The sequence below is a fragment of the Amycolatopsis sp. CA-230715 genome (assembly GCF_018736145.1).
Lineage (GTDB): Bacteria > Actinomycetota > Actinomycetes > Mycobacteriales > Pseudonocardiaceae > Amycolatopsis.
Window position 1 is genome coordinate 996,393 of record NZ_CP059997.1, and the last position, 16,539, is coordinate 1,012,931.

Sequence of the window (16,539 nt, forward strand, 5' to 3'; positions counted from 1 at the left end):
GGAAAAGCACGTCGTCGGTGCTCATGGCTCCTCCGCTGGGAAAAGCACGTCGTCGGTGCTCATGGCTCCTCCGCTGGGAAAAGCACGTCGTCGGTGCTCATGGCTAATCCCTCGGATCGTCCGGATCGAGGCCGTGCGCGGGGAACACCGCGCGCCGGGTGTCGCGGATGGCGATGTCGACCGGTTCGTCGCGATCGCCGCCCCAGGCCAGGTACTCCGTCTCGGCACCGTCGGTCATCTTCAGCGGGAGCTCCGCGTTGGGCGCCGCGCGGCTGACCGAAGTCCGCCAGTCCGGCGGCACCGGGGTCTCCGGGTCGAGATCGCGGTCCAGCACGGTCGCCAGCAGGTGCGTCCACGACCTCGGCACCACCCTGATCAACTGGTATCCGCCCCCGCCGACGGCGAGCCACCGCCCTTCGGCGTGCTCGTCGGCCAGCGTCCGCAGGGTGCGGTAGATGGTGCGGTGCCCGTCGACGGACAGCGAAAGATCGGCGAGCGGGTCCTCTTCGTGCGAATCCACCCCGCACTGGGTGACGAGCACCTGCGGCCGGAACTCCGCGAGCAACGACGGCACCACGGCGTGGAACGCGCGAAGCCAAGCCGGATCGCGCGTCGCGGGCGGCAACGGGATGTTCACCGCCGTGCCCTCGGCACCGGGCCCGCCGGTCTCGGCGGAATACCCGGTGCCGGGCCACAACGTGAACGGGTGCTGGTGCAGCGACACGGTCAGCACGCGCGGATCGGAGTAGAACGCGGCCTGCACGCCGTCGCCGTGGTGCACATCGGTGTCGACGTAGGCGATGCGCTCGAACCCGTGGTCGAGCAGCCACGAGATCGCCACCGCGCAGTCGTTGTACACGCAGAACCCGGACGCGTGGTCCCGCATCGCGTGGTGCAGCCCGCCCGCGATGTTCACCGCGCGGCGGCTGGCGCCCTCCGCGATCGCGCGCGCCCCGAGCAGGGTGGACCCGACGACGAGCGCGGTCGCGTCGTGCATGTCGCTGAACACCGGGTTGTCGGTGGTGCCGAGCCCGTGGCCGACGTCCCACCCCGCGAGCGGGGCCTGCTTCACCGCGGCGAGGTACTCGTCGGAGTGCACACGGCGTAGTTCGTCGTCGGAAGCGGGCTCCGGCACCAGCAACGGGACGTCCCCGAGCACGCCGAGCTCGGTGGCCAGCCGGATGGTCAGCTCGAGCCGCACCGGGTTGAACGGGTGCTCCCCGCCGAGGTCGTACTTGAGCAGTGCGGAGTCCCAGACGACGGCGGGATGAGGCATGTACCGCACTGTAACCGCTCGGCGCCACCCGGGCCGGGCTCGACGCGGGTCAGCCGGGTTCGCCGCCGGTGGCGGCGGGCCGGTTCGCGTCGGCGGCCCACTCCGACCACGAGCCGGGGTAGAGCACGGCGGGGCGCGCCCTCCCGGACGCCTCGAGCGCGAGCACGACCGAGCACGCGGTCACCCCCGATCCGCAGTAGGCACCGACCTCCCCGTCGGCGGGCACCCCGGTGTCGGCGAAGAGCCGCGCCAGTTCCGACGGCGACCGCCACCTCCCGCGTTCGTCGGTGTGCCGTGCGAACGGGGCGTTGAGCGCACCGGGAACGTGGCCCGCGCGAGGGTCCACCGGCTCGGTCTCCCCGCGGTAGCGCTCGGGGGCCCGCGCGTCGAGCAGGACGCCGGACCTCGCGAGCGCGGCCGCTTCGTCCGCGCCGGCGGTGGGCATCGCACCGGGGCGGACCACGAGATCACCGGGTTCGGGTGACGGGACCTCGGTGGAAACCGCGTGGCCGTCGGCGACCCACGCGGCGTACCCGCCATCGAGCACGGCGACATCGTCGTGCCCCGCCCAGCGCAGCAGCCACCACGCCCGCGCCGCGATCGACCCGTCGCCGTGGTCGTAGACGACGACCGGCTTCCCCGCCCGCACCCCGGCGGCGCGCAGTACCCGCTGGAGGTCACCGGGTTCGGGCAGCGGGTGGCGCCCGCGTGCGCCCGGCGCGGCGGCGAGATCGGCATCGAGATCGATGAACACCGCCCCCGGCAGGTGACCCTCCTGATAGGACTCGGCGGCGGGCGGGTGCCCGAGCCCGCCGCGCACGTCGAGGACCACTGGCGGTCGCGGCTCGGCAGCGGACAGTGTCTCGGCCAGTGCGCTGTTCGTGATGAGAGGACCCATTCCGCCATCCTGCACCGTCGGTGACGATACTCGCAGGTCGACGGGACTTTTCCGGCTCGCGACGGCGTTATGCCATCGCCTGGGCGGGGGTGCTGGGGTGAGCGACTACGATAAGCGACGCGGACGAAGGGGACAGCGTGAACGATCTCATCGACACCACTGAGATGTACCTGAAGACCATCTACGAGCTCGAAGAAGAGGGTGTCGTACCGCTGCGGGCGCGGATCGCGGAACGACTGCAGCAGAGCGGCCCGACCGTGAGCCAGACGGTCGCCAGGATGGAGCGCGACGGCCTCGTGGTGGTGGCCGACGACCGGCATCTGCAGCTCACCGATCACGGCAGGGAACTGGCGATCGCGGTGATGCGCAAGCACCGGCTCGCGGAGCGCCTGCTGCTCGACGTCATCGGCCTCGAGTGGGAGCACGTGCACAACGAGGCGTGCCACTGGGAGCACGTGATGAGCGAAGCGGTGGAGCGCAAGCTGGTCAAGCTGCTCGACCACCCGACGACCTCGCCGTACGGCAACCCGATCCCGGGGCTCGACAAGCTCGGCGAGGGCGGGGAGCCCGCGCTGCCGGTCGAGGCCGATCTGGTGCGCCTGGACGAGTTCGCCCGCGCGGGCGGCGGCGCGGTGGAGATCCGCCGGATCGCCGAACACGTGCAGCTCGACGAGAAGCTGATGGTCGAGCTGAAGTCGGTCGGGCTCATCCCCGGCCGCACGGTGACCGTCGGCAGGGCCGCCGGGGCCGGGTCCACCATCGAGATCAGCGGGGACACCGACTCGATGCAGGTGCCGATCTCGGTGCTGCACGCCGTGCTGGCGCAGGCGCGGTGAGTCCGGCCGCCGACGCCGCCCGAGCGTTCCGGACCGTGCACGACCGCGCCCCCGCCGGGGTGTGGTCGGCGCCGGGCAGGGTCAACCTGATCGGCGAGCACACCGACTACAACGACGGATTCGTGCTGCCGTTCGCGCTGCCGCACCGCCTCGCCGTGGCGGCGGCATCGCGCGAAGACGGCGTGCTCACCGTGGCGACGCTCGGCTCCGACGGCAAGCTGCAGTACTCCGAGCCCGCCGTGATCGCCGAGCTCGAACCCGGCGCGATCGAGGGCTGGGCCGCCTACCCGGCGGGCGTGGCCTGGGTGATGCGCGATCACGGGTTCGCCGCGGGCGCGGACCTCGTGATCGCCGGTGACGTGCCCTCGGGGGCGGGCCTGTCCTCGTCGCACGCGCTGGAGTGCGCGGTGGCGCTGGCCCTGCTCGGGACCGCCGGGATCGAACTCGAAGACGGCGGGGAGCGGACGCCGGCGCGCCAGGAGGTCGCCCGCTGGGTGCAGCGGTCGGAGAACGACTTCGTCGGCGCGCCGACCGGGCTGCTCGACCAGACCGCGTCGCTGTGCTGCACCGAGGCGCATCTGCTGTTCCTCGACGTCCGGTCCGGCGAGTCGGAGCAGGTGCCGTTCGACGCCGCGGCCGCCGGGCTCCGCGTGCTCGTGATGGACACCAGGGTGAAGCACTCGCACAGCGAGTCCGGGTACGGCGATCGGCGGCGCGGCACGGAGAAGGCCGCCGAGCTGCTCGGGGTGAAGGCCCTGCGCGACGTCGCGCTCGACGCACTCGGGGAAACGCTGGACCGGCTGCCGGCGGAACTGCGGCCACTGGTGCGGCACGTCGTCACCGAAAACCAGCGCGTGCTCGACACCGTGGCGCTGCTACACGCCGATCGGCTCGCCGACATCGGCCCGCTGCTCGACGCCTCGCACGTCAGCATGCGCGACGACTACCGCATCTCGGCGCCGGAGCTCGACGTGGCGGTGGACGCCGCCAAGGCCGCGGGCGCGCTCGGTTCGCGGATGACCGGTGGCGGCTTCGGCGGCTCGGCGATCGCGCTAGTACGCGAGTCCGATGTGGACAGTGTCGCGGCCGCGGTGACCGCCGCGTTCGCCGAACGGGACTGGCGGCCGCCGCGCACCTTCGTCGCGACCCCCTCCCCCGGCGCGGGCCGGGACACGACTTACTGATCCGGTGCCGGCGAAGGCAACCTCGCTACACCTCGCGCGTCGCCTCCAGTGGACGAGCGAACCGACGAGAAAGGTCCACACGTGACAGACGAGCGGAACGACGCCCTGAACCTGGTCGTCACGGGCGGGGCGGGCTACGTCGGCAGTGTCTGCACCGCCCGTCTCCTGGCCGACGGGCACACCGTCACCGTGGTGGACGACCTCTCCACTGGGCACGCCGACGCCGTACCGGAGGGCGCCCGGCTGGTCGAAGGCGACGCCGCGGACGCCACGCGTGACCTGCTCGCCAAGGACTCCTACGACGGCGTGCTGCACTTCGCGGCCAAGTCGCTGGTGGGTGAGTCGATGCAGGATCCGGCGAAGTACTGGCACGGCAACGTCGGCACCACGCTCCGCCTGCTCGACGCGATGCGGGACCACGGCACGCCGAGGCTGGTCTTCTCCTCGACCGCGGCGACCTACGGAGAACCGGAGACTTCGCCGATCGCCGAGACCGCGCCGACGCGGCCGACCAACACCTACGGCGCCACGAAGCTGGCGGTGGACCTCGCGATCTCCAGCTACGCCCGCGCGCACGGGCTGGCCGCGGTGAGCCTGCGGTACTTCAACGTCGCGGGCGCGCACGGCGACATCGGGGAACGGCACGCCACCGAAACCCACCTCATCCCGCTCGTGCTCCAGGTGGCGACCGGCGATCGGGAACGGATCCAGATCTTCGGCGAGGACTACCCCACCGAGGACGGCACCGCGGTCCGCGACTACATCCACGTGTCCGATCTCGCCGACGCCCACCTGCTCGCGCTGCGTCACGCGCGTCCCGGCGAGCACCTGGTCTACAACCTGGGCAACGGCACCGGTTTCTCGGTGCGCCAGGTGATCGAGGCCTGCCGCGAGGTGACCGGGCATGCCATCCCAGCCGCGGTGGCGCCCCGGCGCGCGGGCGATCCCGCCGTACTGGTCGCCGCGAGCGATCGCGCCCGCGAGGAGCTCGGCTGGAAGCCCGAACGGGCCGACCTCGCCGGTATCGTCGCCGACGCGTGGCGGTTCACCCAGCGCCGGGCCGAGGGCTAGCACGGCGCGGTCAGGCATCGGACTCGTCCAGGGAAATCTCGGCGATATCGGCGATACCCGCGAGCCGCTCCGGGCTGAGCCCGGAGCTCAGACCCGCGCGCAGCAACTGCGCGAGCACGTAGCCGGGATCCGCCGCGAGGGCTTCCTCCAGCGCCATTCCCGCCAACGCGCACTCGCCTCGCAGGTAGGCGGAGTACCCGAGCAGGGTGGCGGGCGCGGCCCGCTCCGGCGCCGGGGTGAGGCGGGTGAGTTCGGTCCAAAGCCGTTCGGCGGACAGCGCTTCCGCACTGCCAGGGGGTAGCGCCGTCGCCAGGCACGCGTCGCGGACCGCGGCCACCGACATCGCCCTCGCCAGTGTCGCGATGTCCGCATTGGACAGTGCGAACCCGGGCCGCGCCACCCGATCCAGCGCGTCACGCAGCGCGGCCCGCGCTTCCCCGGTGCTCAGGTCGCCGGAGGTTTCGGCGAGCATCACCGCCCGGCGCGCCACCTCGGCGACGTCGTCGGGCGCGAGGAGGCTTTCCATCTCCTCCCTGCTGTCGTAGACGACGCGCCCGATCGCCGCGGTCGCGGCCGCGGCGACCGTGCTCTCCGGTTCGGGCAGCGTCCCGCCGCACGCCGGATCGCGGTAGCACCGCCACGGCGCGCCTTTCCGGATCTCCCGCGCCCACATGGCGTGCACGAGCGGGACTCCCGCTGCCGCGCAGTCGTCGATCACCGCCTCCACCAGTGCGCGGTTCGGCACCTCCCCCGGTGGTGCTCCGCGCGCGTCACCGCCCACCGCGACGACGGTGATCCCGGTCGGCTCGGTGCCGAGCGCGAGCCCGGCCGCGGTGGCCGCCACCTCGTCCAGGTGCTCTGGGGACGGGAGGTCGAGCCGGAGCGAGAACGCGATGCGGGTGCCCTGGTGGGCGTGCACCACCAGGGAGTCGGTGGGCCGGAAGCCCACCAGGGACGGGGTGGACGCGATTAGCTCGCCGGGGTCGCGGAGGCGGACCTGGTGGCGGGTGGCTGTGGTCGGAGTGGTCATGCCTCCACGGTGGCGGGTGGGAGGGGGTGGTGGGGGACGGCGAGGGGAATCTGTGGGCGACGGGGGCGGCTGTGGACAACTCGGCGGAAACGCCGCGGGGAGGCGGGTTTTTGTCGGTGGGATGCGTTAGCCTGCCCGGCCTTCCCGCCGGGGTCCGGTCTCCACCCCCGGGTTGACCTCGTGGTCCACCCGGATCCCATCCCCGCGCCGACGCGGGCGGGCGCCTCCCCGGGCGACACTGTGGACACGGGAACCGCAGACGAGAGGGAATCCGACCGTGAACGACGCGAGCGCCGCCGACGTCCTGCTCTACCTCGCGATCGCCGTGCTGGTGATCTGGCGCGTCGTCATCCGCCAGGTGCGCGGCTACCGGCTGAGCGTGCGCGGACTGTTCGTGCTGCCCGCGATCCTGGTGGCGATCGGCGTGGTCACCTCCGTGAAAGCCCTTCCCGGCTCGTCGGGCACCGAGTTGGCGCTGCTCGGCGCGGACCTCGCGGCGCTCGCGGCGCTCGGCGTGTTCCGCGCCGCTTCGGTGAAGATCACCGCGGAGGACGGCTACGCCTTCGCGAAGGGCTCCTCCCTGACCTTGGTGCTCTGGCTGGTCACGATCGGCGTGCGGATCGGGTTCCTCGTGCTCGGCGCGCACCTCCGTGCGGACGGCCCGCTCACCTCGGCGTCGCTGGCGCTGAGCATCGGACTGAGCGTCGGCCTGCAGAACGCGCTCGCCTACCGGCGGGCCCGCGGGCTCGGCCTCCGCGTGGCCACCGGCCGCCCCGCGACGACCAGCGCGCGCGGCTGATCGCGCTCAGCGGCATGCTGGGCCCCATGACCACGTCGGCGCGCGCACACCGGCACTGGTCGGTCGCCGCCCTCGAATGGGTGCGCTGGGCGATGCTCACGTTCCCGTTGTTCAGCGTGTTCCCGGTGCGCGAAGGGTGGGTGTGGCCGCTACTGGCGGTGGCCGCGCTCGCCGCGCTGCCGGTGCTCTGGACGGACCGGATCCCGGCCGGCGGCACCAGTGCGCTGCTGCTGGTCCTCGTGGCCTCGAACGGCGCGCTGTGGCTGCTGGCCCCGGGGAACTGGTGCCTGATCGGCATGTTCACCGCGGTGTTCTTCCTGGTGCGGGGTCAGTCGAGGATCGTGGTGGCCGCCGGTATCGCGCTCGGGAGCGCGTGCGTCGTCCTCAAGGCGTTCCGGGCGCACGGAGATCTCACGGACTCGCTGCTGACGCTCGCGGTGCTCGCTTCGGTCGTGCTGCTCGGCTACAACCGGCGCGCGCGGCTCGAACGGGTGGAGCAGACCGAACTCGCCCTGGCCAGGGCTCAGCAGGCGAACGAAGAACACGCGGTGGCGGCGGCGTTGCAAGAGCGCGCGAGGATCGCACGCGAACTGCACGACGTCCTCGCGCATTCCCTGTCAGGGCTCGCGCTGAACCTGCAGGGCGCCCGGCTCATGCTGGTCCGCGACGGCGCCTCCGCCGAAGCGGTCAAACAGGTGGAGCGCGCGCAACGGCTGGCGGCGGAAGGGCTCGTGGAGGCGCGCAAGGCAGTGGCCGCGTTGCGGGACGCGCCGATGCCACTCGAACGGGCATTGGACGATCTCGTGGCGGGCTATCGCCTCGACAGCGGCGCCGCCGCCGAACTGGTCGTGGACGGGGACGCCGCGAACCTGGACGCGGGCGCCCACGCGACGATCACCCGCACGGTGCAGGAAGCCCTTTCGAACACCCGCAAGCACGCGCCGGGCGCACCGGTCGTCGTTACGCTGACCAGGCGCGAGGACCGCGTCGAGCTGGAGGTGCGGGACAGGCAGGGCGAGCAGCCAACCGATCCTTCCCCCGGCGGGTTCGGCCTGCGCGGGATGCGGGAACGGGCGGCGCTGCTCGGCGGCGAACTGGACAGCGGGCCGGTGGAGGACGGATGGCGAGTGCACCTGGTGGTGCCGGCGAAACGCTCAGGGTAGTGCTGGCGGACGACCAGGCCGTGGTGCGCGAAGGGCTGGTCACGCTGCTGGGCCTGCTGCCGGGCGTCGAGGTGGTCGGAGCGGCCTCGGACGGCGCCGAAGCGGTGGACCTGGTCGCCGAGCACCGGCCCGACGTGCTGCTGGTGGACCTGCGCATGCCGAAGCAGGACGGCGTGCGCACGACGGAACTGGTGCGTGCCAAGCATCCCGGCACCGAGGTGGTCGTGCTGACCACCTACACCGACGACGATTCGGTGCTGGGCGCGCTGCGCGCCGGGGCACGGGGGTTCCTGACCAAGGACGCCGATGCCGAAGCGATCGCCCGCGCGCTCCGGTCGGCCGCCGACGGACAGTCCACTGTGGACGCGAGCCTGCAGGAGCGCTTGGTCGAAGCGGCGACGCGCGCGGCCCCGCCCCGCCCGGAAGCGGTCGAGGGCCTGACCGCGCGCGAAGTCGAAGTGCTGCGGCTGATCGCGGCCGGGCTGTCGAACACCGAGATAGCGAAAACGCTCGTGGTGAGCGAGGCGACCGTGAAGACCCACGTCAACCACTTGTTCGCGAAGGCGGGCCTGCGCGACCGCGCGCAGGCCGTAGCCTTCGCCTACCGATCCGGGATCGCTAACGGCTGACCGTCAGCCGAACTGGCCGACTTTGTAGTCACCTGCGGGCTGCTGGACGAGGACGTTCAAGCGGTTGAAGGCGTTGATGGCGGCGATGAGCGACACCAAGGCGACGAGCTGGTTTTCGTCGTAGTGCTTGGCGGCGTTCAGCCACGCCTCGTCCGTGACGCCACCGGCCGCGTCGGCGATGCGGGTGCCCTGCTCGGTCAGCTCCAGTGCGGCCCGCTCGGCGTCGGTGAACACCGTGGCCTCCCGCCACGCGGCGATCAGGTTGAGCCGCACCGAGGTTTCCCCGGCGTGCACGGCCTCTTTGGTGTGCATGTCGGTGCAGAAGCCGCAGCCGTTGATCTGGCTGGCGCGGATCTTCACCAGTTCCTGCGTCGCGGCGGGCAGTCCTGCGCTTTCGACCGCTTTGCCCGCCGAGACGAGGTGCTTCATGAACTTGCCCGCGATCGGGTTGCCGAACAGGTTCAAACGCGCATCCATGACGCACTCCTCGTGATTGTTGGGGATACACCTCCTTGACGGATCGGCGGGACGAGTTGTGACAGCACCGAATGTGACGTAGGTCTCTTTCAATGAAGGGGTTCAGCCCTGCGCGATGTAGGCCTCGAGCTGTTCCTGGCTCTTCTCCAACTCGTTGAGCCTGCTTTTCACGACGTCGCCGATGCTCACGATGCCGGCGAGTTCGCCCTTGTCGAGCACCGGCACGTGTCGGATGCGGCGCTCGGTCATCACGGCGCTGAGTTCGTCGACGGAATCGTCGGGCGCGCAGCTGGCGACCATGGTGGTCATGATCTCCGAAACCTGCGCTTCGAGCAGGGCGGCACCGCGTTCGTGCAGCCTGCGGACCACGTCCCGCTCGGAGACGATGCCGGCGATCCCGGCGGTGTCGACGACGACCATCGCGCCGACGTTGTGCTCGGCCAGCCCGGCGAGCAGCTCGGACACGGAACGCTGCGGTTCGATGGTCGCGACGGCGGTGCCCTTGCTTCGCAGAACATCGGAAATGCGCATGGAAAACCTCCCGAACCGGTGACCTGGCTCACAACAGGTTATGGCCTCGCCGCCACGGGCGAAAGTTGTGAAATTTTTCAAAAGCTCGCGGCGAGACGCCGCACCCCTTCGGCTATCCGATCCGTCCTGACCGCGCCGTACCCCAGTACGAACCCGGCGCGGCCGCGGCCTTCCGCGTGGTAATCGGCGAGGTCGTCGAGTACCACGCCGAGCTTTCGCGCCCTCGAAAGCGCTTCCGGGACCTCGACCGTCTCTTGTGGACCGAGATGCGCGCAGAGGTGGAGCCCCGCGGCGGCGGGGACGAGTTCGAGCCGTCCGCCGAACTCCTCCGCGAGACCGGCCTTGATCCGGCCGCGGCGCGCGCCGTACTCCCGCGCGGCCCTGCGCACGTGCCTCGCCAAAAGCCCTTCGTCGATGAACCGCGCGAGCGCCGCCTGCACGGCCAGGTCGCCTTGCCAGTCCGAAAGCTGTTTCGCCGCGCGCAAGGCCGGGCGCAGGGAGGCGGGCGCGACCAGGAATCCGAGCCGCAACGAAGGCAGCATCGTCTTCGAGAACGTGCCGACGTAGAGGACGCGGCCCGCGGGATCGAGGCTCTGCAACGGTTCGAGCGGCCGGTCCTCGAACCGGAACTCGGTGTCGTAGTCGTCCTCGACGAGCACCGCGCCGTGCCGTTCCGCCCAGTCCAGCAACGCGGTCCGCCTGGCGAGCGACATCGGGGTGCCCAGCGGGAACTGGTGCGACGGCGTGACGTAGACCAGCCGCGTGTCCGGCGGGATCGCCGCGACGTCGATGCCTTCGGAGTCGACGGGCACCGCCGTCACCCGCGCGCCGAGCGTGTGAAAAATCCGCCGCGCGGGCGGGTATCCCGGGTCCTCGACGGCGACCCGCGTGCCGGGGTCGATCAGCACCTTGCCGACGAGGTCGAGCGCCTGCTGCGCCCCTTGGGTGATGAGGACGTCCTCGGCGGCGGCGCGCACCGATCGCGCCACGCCGGTGTACCGGGCGATCGCCGCGCGGAGTCCCTCGTGGCCCGCCGGGTCGCCGTAGCCAGCCGGAACGTCGTCGGGGCGCAGCTCTCGCGCCACGAACCGGCGCCACGTGGTGTGCGGGAAGAGCGAAGGATCCGGGACGCCGACCCGGAAATCGAACTCCGGGGTCTCGGCGGGGCCTTCGGACACGGGCACGTCCCGCCACACCGCCCTCGGCCGGATCCCGGCTCCGCCCGGCGCGCGGCGGCCGCGGGTCCGATCGGTCGCGGGCGCCGCGACGAACGTGCCCGCGCCGACCCGGCTCACCACGAACCCTTCCGCGGTGAGCCGGTCGTACGCGACGGCGACGGTGTTCCGGGAAACCTCGAGGGTGCGGGCCAGTTCCCTGGTCGGTGGCAGGCGATCCCCCGCGCGCAGGCGGCCGTCGAGGATCGCTTCGAGGAGCTGGCGGTAGATGCGGGCGGCGAGATCACCGCGGCCGCTCAACGCGACGTGCAGGTCCACGCGCTCACCCGCGTTTCCGGAGCAGATCGCGCACCTGCCGCATCCCGGGGCCGATCCGCGCGGGCTGGATCGCGCCGAAGCCGAAGATCAGGCCGGTGGCGGCCGGTTCGCCCACCGCCATGCTTTCCACCGGGTAGAGCCGGATTCCCGCCGCCCGCGCCTCGCGTACGACGCCGTCGCCCGCCTCGCCCAGCGCGCTGATGTGCAAGCCCGCCGCGGAGGGCACGGGGGTCAGCAGCCCGTCGAACTCGTCGCGCAGGATCTCCGCGACCAGGTCGTGGCGTTCGTGGTAGGCGCGCCGCATTCGCTTGACGTGCCTGGCGAACCCGCCGTCGGCCATGAACCGCGCCAGCGTGGCCTGCGATGGCCCGTCCGAATGCCAGTCGGTGAGCTGCTTCGCCTTCCGCACCGGCGCCCGCACGGAGGCGGGGACGATCAGGAAACCCAGGCGCAGCGCGGGAAACAGCAGTTTCGAGAACGAGCTGACGTAGCAGACCCTGCCGTCGTCGTCGAGGCTGTGCACCGGTTCCAGCGGCCTGCCGCCGTACCGGAATTCGCTGTCGTAGTCGTCTTCGACGATGACGCCGTCGACACGGCGGGCCCACGCGATGAGTTCGAGCCTGCGTTCCAGCGACATCGCCATGCCGAGGGGGCATTGGTGCGAGGGCGTGACGAACACCAGCCTTGTCCCCGCCGGGATCGCGTCGACCACGATGCCCTCGGCGTCGACGGGGACGCCGACGACCCGCATGCCGTGCGCGGCGAAGATCATCCGCGGCGGCGGGTAGCCCGGGTTTTCCACGGCCACCGTGTCGCCCGGCCGGAGCAGCACGCGGGCCACCAGGTCGAACGCCTGCTGCGCGCCGTTGGTGACCACGACGTCGTCGGGATCGACGGTCAGCCCCCGCGACACGCTGACGTGCCGGGTGATCGCGGCGCGCAGGGCCGGGTCGCCCGCGGGATCGCCGTAGGTGAGCGCCTCGGCGTTCGACGCGCGCAGCTGCTCGGAAGACAGGCGCCGCCAGGTGTCGAAGGGGAACCGGGTGAGATCCGGTATCCCGGCGCGGAAATCGAAATCGAAGGAGGTTTCGAACGCGGCGGGCGCGGGCGGCAGCACGTCCCACGCCTCGTTCACCGTGAGCCGTGCACGCGGCTCGGAACGCGGCCGCTGCTGCCGTGCGGCACCGGCGCGCACGAAGGTGCCCGCGCCCGTGCGCGCCCGCAGGAAGCCTTCCGCGGCCAGCAGGTCGTAGGCCGAACTCACCGTGTTGCGGGAGACCGACAGGCGCCGGGCCAGCTCGCGCGTCGGCGGAAGGGGCTCCCCGTCGGTGAGCCTGCCGTCGAGGATCGCGGCGCGCAGCTGCCGGTAGATCTGGTCGCGCCTGCCGCCGCCCGCCTCGGTGTCGATCTGGACATCGGTGTTCATTGGCCCCATCCAACCCGGCCGTATTTGGCCCTACGGTAGGGCCGATTCCCATCCTAGTGTGCCGGGTATGCAGCTTCGTGAATCCAACTTCCGCGCACTCGACATCCTGGACACCCTTCTCTCCGACGTGACTTCCGAGGACCTCGCACGACCCACGCCGTGCGCGGGCTGGGACCTCGGCGATCTCCTCCGCCACCAGATCAGCGAGAACCACGGCTTCGCCACCGCCGCCCGCGAAGGCGCGGCGTCCGACTGGGACACCGGTCAGAACCACCCCGACCCGATCGCGGGGTACGCGGCCTCGGTCGCCGAAGTGAAGGCTGCGTTCTCCGAGGACGGGCTCGCCGAACGGAAGATGGCCATCCACGACTTCGGCACCTTCGACGCCGAGATGGCACTCAGCATGTACCTCGTGGACCAGGTCGCGCACGGCTGGGACATCGCCAAGGCGCTCAACGTGCCGTACGCGCCGGACGAGGACCTGGTGGCCGCCGCGATGAAGCTCGTGGAACTCATCCCCACCGGGCCCGAGAACCGGGGTGAGGGCCAGTCGTTCGGGCTCGTCGTGGAAACCGCGGCGGACGCGAGCACGCTCGAAAAGATGCTCGGCCTGCTCGGCCGCGACCCCGCGTGGAAAGTCAGCTGACGTCGGCCGCGGGCGCGGTGAAGGTATTGCACGCCGAGGTGTCCGCGGCGCGCAACCCGGCCCGCGCCCACCACAGCTGGTGCTTGCGGGTGCCGTGGGTGTCGCTGTCGTCGGTGTTGCCGAACTCGGAGACCGCCTTGTCCGCGACGGCCTTCGTCACGTCGCCGCGCCCCGACGCCGCCGCGGCGAACAGCCCGGCGAAGCAGTTCGCCTGCAGTTCGACCCGCCTGCTCAGCTCCTTGTCCGCGGGGGTGCTCTCGTCCGCCGACGACATTTTCAGCTCGACCGCGGTCATGATGCCGCTCAGCTCCTGCACGTGGTGGCCGTACTCGTGCGCCAGCACCGCGAGGTGGGCCGCGGGGATCACGTCGGCCGCCTCGAGCATGCGGTCGCGGAGCATGTAGATCGCCCGGTCGCCCGCGCAGTAGTAGGCGGTGGCCTCCTTTTTCGACGGCGCGACACCGCATCCGCTCGCCTGCGGCTCGCTGAGCTGCACACCGGCCTCCGTGAACGGGCGCTTGGCCTGCCCGAGCGCGCCGTGCCACGCGGCGGCGAGGCAGTCGATCCCGGAGCGGTAGAAGGCGAGCAGCGCTTCGGCGGCGCGCGTGACGCCGGGCAGCTCACAGGTGACCGGGGTCAGGTACACGCCGGGCGCCAGCAGCGGGTTGGCCTCCGGGGGCGGGACCGGCGCGCGATCGGCGTCGCTTCCGGTGTCCCTGCCGGATTCCCTCGCCTGCCCGCCGACCGGCGGCGCCTGGTGCCCGTCGGCGGAATTGGTGAGCTTCGGGACCAGCACCACGGCCACCACGACGAGCAGCACGAGCGCCAGCACGGACGCGATCGCGAGCGGTGAGTTGCGTTCTCCATCGGCGTGTTCCATGGGTACCCCGTGTCAGATCGTTCTCGGCACAGGCGCCCGGGACGCACGATCCCCCGCGAATTCGGCTGCGGTCCCCCAACCAGCGCGGGACCAGCATAGCGGCCCGCCTGACAAACTGGTCCCATGGCTGACGAAGATCCCTACCTCTGGCTCGAGGACGTGACGGGGGACGCCCCGCTGGGCTGGGTGCGCGAGCGCAACGCCGAGACCGCCGCCGTGCTCGCCGAAACACCCCGGTTCACCGCGCTCCGCGACGACATCCGCGAAGTCCTCGACGCGGACGACCGGATCCCGTACGTAGTCCGCCGCGGCGAGCACCTCTACAACTTCTGGATGGACGCCGACCATCCGCGCGGTCTGTGGCGCCGCACGACGCTCGAGGAGTACCGGAAGGACGCCCCCGCCTGGGAAGTCCTCCTCGACGTGGACGCGCTCGGCGCGGCCGAGGGCGAGAGCTGGGTGTGGGAGGGCGCCGCGGTGCTCCGGCCGGACTTCCGGCGCGCGCTCGTCGAACTGTCCCGCGGCGGCGCGGACGCGGCGGTGGTGCGCGAATTCGACCTCGAACGCCGCGAGTTCGTCGAGGACGGGTTCACCCTGCCCGAAGCGAAGAGCGCGGTCGGCTGGATCGACGAGGACCGCGTGTACGTCGGCACCGACTTCGGGGCCGGCTCGATGACCTCGTCCGGCTACCCGCGCGTCGTGAAGGAATGGCGCCGGGGCACCCCGCTTTCCGAAGCCACCACCGTGTTCGAGGGCAAGCCCGACGACGTGTCGGTGCGCGTCGTGCACGACCCAACCGAGGGGTTCGAGCGCGACTTCGTCTCGCGGGTGATCACCTTCTTCCGGTCCGAGCGGTTCCTCCGCACCTCCGACGGCGAACTGGTCAAGCTGGACGTCCCCGAGGACGCGCGGTTCTCGGTCCACCGCGAATGGCTGCTGATCCGCACCAGGACGGCGTGGCGGGTCGGCGGCGCCGAGTACGGGCCGGGGACCCTGCTCGCGGCGAGGTTCGACGACTACCTCGCGGGGGCGCGAGAGCTGACCGTGCTCTTCGAGCCGGACGAGCACACCTCGCTCGACTACTACGCCTGGACGCGGCACCACCTGCTGCTCGGCACGCTGTCCGACGTCAAGTCCGCGATCAGGGTGCTGACCCCCGGCGACGGCGGCTGGACCGACGAACCCCTCGCGGGCGCGCCGGAGATGGGCAACGCCGAAGTCTTCGACACCGACCCGGACACCGGCGACGAGTTCTTCCTCAACAGCAGCGGGTTCACCGAGCCCGCGACGCTGAGCCGCGGTGTGGTCGGCGAGGGCCTCGAAGTGCTGAAGCAGGCTCCGGCGTTCTTCGACAGCGACGGCATGACCGTCGACCAGTTCTTCGCCACGTCCGAAGACGGGACGCGGGTGCCGTACTTCGTGGTGCGCCCCGGCACCGGACACGGACCGGTGCTGCTGACCGGGTACGGCGGCTTCGAGGTGTCGCTGACGCCGTCCTACAGCGGCACCACCGGGCGGGCGTGGCTCGCCAGGGGCGGCACCTACGTGGTGGCGAACATCCGCGGCGGCGGTGAGTACGGGCCGGACTGGCACACCGCCGCGCTGCGGGAGCGGCGCAAGTTCGCCTACGCCGATTTCGCCGCGGTGGCGGCGGATCTGCACGCGCGCGGCATCAGCACGCCCGCCACGCTCGGCGTCCAGGGCGGCAGCAACGGCGGCCTGCTCACCGGCGTGATGCTGACGCGCTACCCCGACCTGTTCGGCGCGGTGGTGAGCCAGGTGCCGCTGCTGGACATGAAGCGGTACCACCTGCTGCTCGCGGGCGCGTCCTGGATGGCGGAGTACGGCGACCCCGACGACGAAGGCGACTGGTCCTTCATCGGCGAGTACTCGCCCTACCAGAACGTCCACAGTGGACAGCACTATCCGCCGAGCCTGTACGTGACGTCCACGCGGGACGACCGGGTGCACCCCGGCCACGCGCGCAAGATGGTGGCGCGCATGCGGGAACAGGGCCACGACGTGCTGTACCACGAGAACATCGAGGGCGGGCACGGCGGAGCCGCCGACAACGGGCAGCTCGCCGCGAAGTGGGCGATGGTCTACGAATTCCTGTGGCAGCGCCTGAGCGTCCACTGACAGGAGATGGCAGCGAAGCCGGGCAGAGTCGTGCGGGTCCCGCAACCACACCGAAAGGGCG

Annotated in this window: 16 protein-coding genes; 8 read left to right on the forward strand and 8 right to left on the reverse strand. The window is 71.6% G+C overall.

Annotated elements, in window-relative coordinates; all coding sequences use genetic code 11:
- Positions 1-103: 103 nt before the first annotated feature.
- Positions 104-1,276, reverse strand: a complete 1,173-nt coding sequence (locus HUW46_RS04755; protein ID WP_215546113.1) for an acetoin utilization protein AcuC — start codon at positions 1,274-1,276, stop codon at positions 104-106.
- Between the two features lie 49 nt (positions 1,277-1,325).
- On the reverse strand, positions 1,326-2,174 hold the full coding sequence (locus HUW46_RS04760) for a sulfurtransferase (protein WP_215546114.1): 849 nt from the start codon (positions 2,172-2,174) through the stop codon (positions 1,326-1,328).
- Between the two features lie 137 nt (positions 2,175-2,311).
- Between HUW46_RS04760 and HUW46_RS04765 the strand changes: the two genes are divergently transcribed.
- The 3 genes from HUW46_RS04765 to galE all read left to right on the forward strand — a co-directional run bounded on the left by HUW46_RS04765 (position 2,312) and on the right by galE (position 5,265).
- On the forward strand, positions 2,312-3,010 hold the full coding sequence (locus HUW46_RS04765) for a metal-dependent transcriptional regulator (RefSeq protein ID WP_215546115.1): 699 nt from the start codon (positions 2,312-2,314) through the stop codon (positions 3,008-3,010).
- Positions 3,007-4,194 (forward strand): galactokinase, encoded by a 1,188-nt coding sequence (galK, locus tag HUW46_RS04770; RefSeq protein WP_215546116.1) that lies wholly within the window; start codon positions 3,007-3,009, stop codon positions 4,192-4,194. Before HUW46_RS04765 ends, galK begins: the two co-directional genes overlap by 4 nt.
- An 81-nt stretch (positions 4,195-4,275) precedes the next feature.
- Complete coding sequence (gene galE, locus HUW46_RS04775; protein WP_215546117.1) at positions 4,276-5,265, forward strand: UDP-glucose 4-epimerase GalE; 990 nt, start codon at positions 4,276-4,278, stop codon at positions 5,263-5,265.
- A gap of 10 nt (positions 5,266-5,275) precedes the next feature.
- Here the strand turns inward: galE and HUW46_RS04780 are convergent, their stop codons facing one another.
- Positions 5,276-6,295 carry a DUF4192 domain-containing protein gene (locus HUW46_RS04780; protein WP_215546118.1) on the reverse strand — a complete coding sequence of 340 codons (1,020 nt, stop codon included), beginning with the start codon at positions 6,293-6,295 and terminating at the stop codon, positions 5,276-5,278.
- A gap of 277 nt (positions 6,296-6,572) precedes the next feature.
- Between HUW46_RS04780 and HUW46_RS04785 the strand changes: the two genes are divergently transcribed.
- From HUW46_RS04785 to HUW46_RS04795, 3 genes are read left to right on the forward strand one after another with little or no spacing between them, the layout of a single operon-like run.
- Positions 6,573-7,094: a hypothetical protein gene (locus HUW46_RS04785; protein ID WP_215546119.1), complete on the forward strand. Its 522-nt coding sequence runs from the start codon at positions 6,573-6,575 to the stop codon at positions 7,092-7,094.
- Between the two features lie 26 nt (positions 7,095-7,120).
- On the forward strand, positions 7,121-8,257 hold the full coding sequence (locus tag HUW46_RS04790) for a sensor histidine kinase (protein WP_254125798.1): 1,137 nt from the start codon (positions 7,121-7,123) through the stop codon (positions 8,255-8,257).
- Positions 8,215-8,886, forward strand: coding sequence for a response regulator (locus tag HUW46_RS04795; RefSeq protein ID WP_215546121.1), 672 nt, complete (start codon positions 8,215-8,217; stop codon positions 8,884-8,886). The genes HUW46_RS04790 and HUW46_RS04795 overlap by 43 nt, the downstream gene beginning before the upstream one ends.
- Before the next feature lie 3 nt (positions 8,887-8,889).
- On the opposite strand, the gene HUW46_RS04800 is transcribed toward HUW46_RS04795, so the two are convergent.
- From HUW46_RS04800 to pdxR (HUW46_RS04815), 4 genes are all read right to left on the reverse strand, one after another.
- Positions 8,890-9,363 carry a carboxymuconolactone decarboxylase family protein gene (locus HUW46_RS04800; RefSeq protein WP_215546122.1) on the reverse strand — a complete coding sequence of 158 codons (474 nt, stop codon included), beginning with the start codon at positions 9,361-9,363 and terminating at the stop codon, positions 8,890-8,892.
- Positions 9,364-9,465: 102 nt separating this feature from the next.
- Positions 9,466-9,894, reverse strand: a complete 429-nt coding sequence (locus HUW46_RS04805) for a CBS domain-containing protein (protein WP_215546123.1) — start codon at positions 9,892-9,894, stop codon at positions 9,466-9,468.
- A 77-nt stretch (positions 9,895-9,971) separates the two neighbouring features.
- Positions 9,972-11,387, reverse strand: coding sequence for a MocR-like pyridoxine biosynthesis transcription factor PdxR (gene pdxR, locus HUW46_RS04810; protein WP_215546124.1), 1,416 nt, complete (start codon positions 11,385-11,387; stop codon positions 9,972-9,974).
- Positions 11,388-11,391: 4 nt separating this feature from the next.
- The gene (gene pdxR / locus HUW46_RS04815; RefSeq protein WP_215546125.1) at positions 11,392-12,813 is read right to left on the reverse strand and encodes a MocR-like pyridoxine biosynthesis transcription factor PdxR; all 1,422 of its coding nucleotides are present in this window, start codon (positions 12,811-12,813) and stop codon (positions 11,392-11,394) included.
- A gap of 67 nt (positions 12,814-12,880) precedes the next feature.
- Between pdxR (HUW46_RS04815) and HUW46_RS04820 the strand changes: the two genes are divergently transcribed.
- A complete protein-coding gene (locus HUW46_RS04820; protein WP_215546126.1) occupies positions 12,881-13,459 on the forward strand; it encodes a TIGR03086 family metal-binding protein in 579 nt (192 codons plus the stop codon).
- Here HUW46_RS04820 and HUW46_RS04825 read toward each other — a convergent pair.
- The gene (locus HUW46_RS04825; RefSeq protein WP_215546127.1) at positions 13,452-14,339 is read right to left on the reverse strand and encodes a neutral zinc metallopeptidase; all 888 of its coding nucleotides are present in this window, start codon (positions 14,337-14,339) and stop codon (positions 13,452-13,454) included. The two genes, HUW46_RS04820 and HUW46_RS04825, sit on opposite strands and share 8 nt — an antisense overlap.
- A 123-nt stretch (positions 14,340-14,462) precedes the next feature.
- Here HUW46_RS04825 and HUW46_RS04830 point away from each other — a divergent pair, with 123 nt between their 5' ends.
- On the forward strand, positions 14,463-16,478 hold the full coding sequence (locus HUW46_RS04830; protein ID WP_215546128.1) for a prolyl oligopeptidase family serine peptidase: 2,016 nt from the start codon (positions 14,463-14,465) through the stop codon (positions 16,476-16,478).
- Positions 16,479-16,539: the final 61 nt, after the last annotated feature.

Excerpts from the sequence above, each read along its gene's own strand:
- HUW46_RS04830 (WP_215546128.1), top strand. The coding sequence starts at position 14,463 with ATGGCTGACGAAGATCCCTACCTCTGGCTCGAGGACGTGACGGGGGAC.
- HUW46_RS04800 (WP_215546122.1), bottom strand. The coding sequence starts at position 9,363 with ATGGATGCGCGTTTGAACCTGTTCGGCAACCCGATCGCGGGCAAGTTC.
- HUW46_RS04825 (WP_215546127.1), bottom strand. The coding sequence starts at position 14,339 with ATGGAACACGCCGATGGAGAACGCAACTCACCGCTCGCGATCGCGTCC.
- HUW46_RS04805 (WP_215546123.1), bottom strand. The coding sequence starts at position 9,894 with ATGCGCATTTCCGATGTTCTGCGAAGCAAGGGCACCGCCGTCGCGACC.
- pdxR (WP_215546125.1), bottom strand. The coding sequence starts at position 12,813 with ATGAACACCGATGTCCAGATCGACACCGAGGCGGGCGGCGGCAGGCGC.
- HUW46_RS04790 (WP_254125798.1), top strand. The coding sequence starts at position 7,121 with ATGACCACGTCGGCGCGCGCACACCGGCACTGGTCGGTCGCCGCCCTC.
- HUW46_RS04780 (WP_215546118.1), bottom strand. The coding sequence starts at position 6,295 with ATGACCACTCCGACCACAGCCACCCGCCACCAGGTCCGCCTCCGCGAC.
- HUW46_RS04795 (WP_215546121.1), top strand. The coding sequence starts at position 8,215 with ATGGCGAGTGCACCTGGTGGTGCCGGCGAAACGCTCAGGGTAGTGCTG.
- HUW46_RS04755 (WP_215546113.1), bottom strand. The coding sequence starts at position 1,276 with ATGCCTCATCCCGCCGTCGTCTGGGACTCCGCACTGCTCAAGTACGAC.
- HUW46_RS04760 (WP_215546114.1), bottom strand. The coding sequence starts at position 2,174 with ATGGGTCCTCTCATCACGAACAGCGCACTGGCCGAGACACTGTCCGCT.
- HUW46_RS04820 (WP_215546126.1), top strand. The coding sequence starts at position 12,881 with ATGCAGCTTCGTGAATCCAACTTCCGCGCACTCGACATCCTGGACACC.